The following is a 1,570-nucleotide window of genomic DNA, read 5'->3' as shown; positions in this document are numbered from 1 at the left end:
GGGCGGTGGCCCTGGCGCAGCAATTCCTCTACCAACCACAGCACGTGGGGCGTTTTGCCGGTGCCGCCCACGCGCAGGTTGCCCACGCCCACCAGCGGCACGGCGAAGGTTTCGCTGCGCTGCCAGCCGTGGTCGTACAGCCAGTTGCGCCCGGCCAGTACGGCAGCGTAGAGCCACGCGAGCGGCAGTAGCAGGAAAGTGAGCAAACGGGCCATACGAAGCCACAAAAGTACGCCCGGCCAGCCCCGCGCCCGCGCCGTACTTTTGGCCTTATGCCCGACGTTGCCACCCTGCTGCCCCGTTTTCTGGCCGAGTTTCCGGCCCCGCCAGCCTTGCCGCCCGGCATCGAGGCGCAAAACCCTTTCCGCGAGCCGGCCGTGCAGGCGCTGGCCCAGCGCTTCGCCACGAAATTTTACGCCGACGACCAGCCCCGCGTGGCCCTGCTGGGCATCAATCCCGGCCGGCTGGGCATGGGCCGCACCGGCGTGGCCTTCACCGACCCCACGGCGCTGCATGAAACCTGCGGCATTGCCAACGACCTGCCGCGCGGCCGGCCCGAGCTCTCCACGCAGTTCGTGTACCGCGTGGTGGAAGCTTTGGGCGGCCCGGCCGAATTCTACCGCCATTTCTTTATGAGCTCCCTCTACCCGCTCGTGCTTTTAAACAACGGCCTGAACTACAACTACTACGACTCCCCCGCCGTCATCAAAACCCTCTGGCCCGACCTGCAACGCTCGCTGCGCCAGCAAGTGGCCGGTTTTGGCCTGCGCCGCGACGTGGCCGTGAGCCTGGGCAAGCGCAACGGCGAATTCCTGACCAAGCTGAACAAAGAGCTGGGCCTGTTCGATAAAATCGTGGTGCTCGACCACCCGCGCTTCCTCATGCAGTACCGCCGCCGCGACCTCGATGCCAACGTGGCGAAATACGTCGAAACGCTGGGTAGCCTGCTGACAGCCTAGGCTCTACTCAACCCTTAACGTTCAAAACTCAACCCTTCTGTAACTGTGCCTACCGTTCAAGACCTGGCCCGCCTGCTCGAAGCGGCCGCCCCCCTCGCTTACCAGGAAAGCTACGACAACGCCGGCCTGCAATGTGGCGACCCGCAGGCCGAAATCACCGGCGTATTGATAACACTGGACTGCACGCCCGCCGTGGTGGCCGAGGCCGTGCGGCGCGGCTGCAACGTGGTGGTGGCCCACCACCCGGTTATTTTCCGGCCGCTCAAACGCCTCACCGGCGCCAACGAAGTCGAGCAAACCATCATTGCCGCTCTCAAAAACGACGTGGCCATCTACGCCGCCCACACCAACCTCGACCACGTGCGCGGCGGCGTGAACGACAAGCTGGCCGAAAAATTAGGGCTTCTGAAAACCCGCGTATTGGCCCCGCAAAGCGGCACGCTGGCCCGCCTCATCACCTATGTGCCCAACCGGCCCGAAGACCAGCAAACCGACCTCGCCGGGCGCGTGCTGGCCGCCCTCTATGCCGCCGGCGCGGGTCAGATTGGCCAGTATGCCGACTGTAGTTTCCGCGTGCCCGGCACCGGCACCTTCACGCCGGGCGCGGGCAC

The 1,570-nt window shown here is 65.5% G+C and carries 3 protein-coding genes; 2 read left to right on the top strand and 1 reads right to left on the bottom strand.

Annotated features, from left to right (window positions below):
- Positions 1 to 215 (bottom strand): tetraacyldisaccharide 4'-kinase (locus tag ACYVDE_RS22305; protein ID WP_460503734.1); only part of this gene is annotated, 215 nt, incomplete at its 3' end.
- A 57-nt stretch (positions 216 to 272) separates the two neighbouring features.
- Here ACYVDE_RS22305 and ACYVDE_RS22300 point away from each other — a divergent pair.
- Complete coding sequence (locus tag ACYVDE_RS22300; protein WP_460503733.1) at positions 273 to 959, top strand: uracil-DNA glycosylase family protein; 687 nt, start codon at positions 273 to 275, stop codon at positions 957 to 959.
- Positions 960 to 1,004: 45 nt separating this feature from the next.
- On the top strand, positions 1,005 to 1,570 hold a 566-nt coding region (locus ACYVDE_RS22295; protein ID WP_460503732.1), incomplete at its 3' end, for a Nif3-like dinuclear metal center hexameric protein.

It is taken from the genome of Hymenobacter agri (genome assembly GCF_054778495.1).
The sequence above is the reverse complement of the archived record's forward strand: the minus strand, read 5'-3'. Positions and strand labels throughout refer to the sequence as shown.

Excerpts from the sequence above, each read along its gene's own strand:
- ACYVDE_RS22300 (WP_460503733.1), top strand. The coding sequence starts at position 273 with ATGCCCGACGTTGCCACCCTGCTGCCCCGTTTTCTGGCCGAGTTTCCG.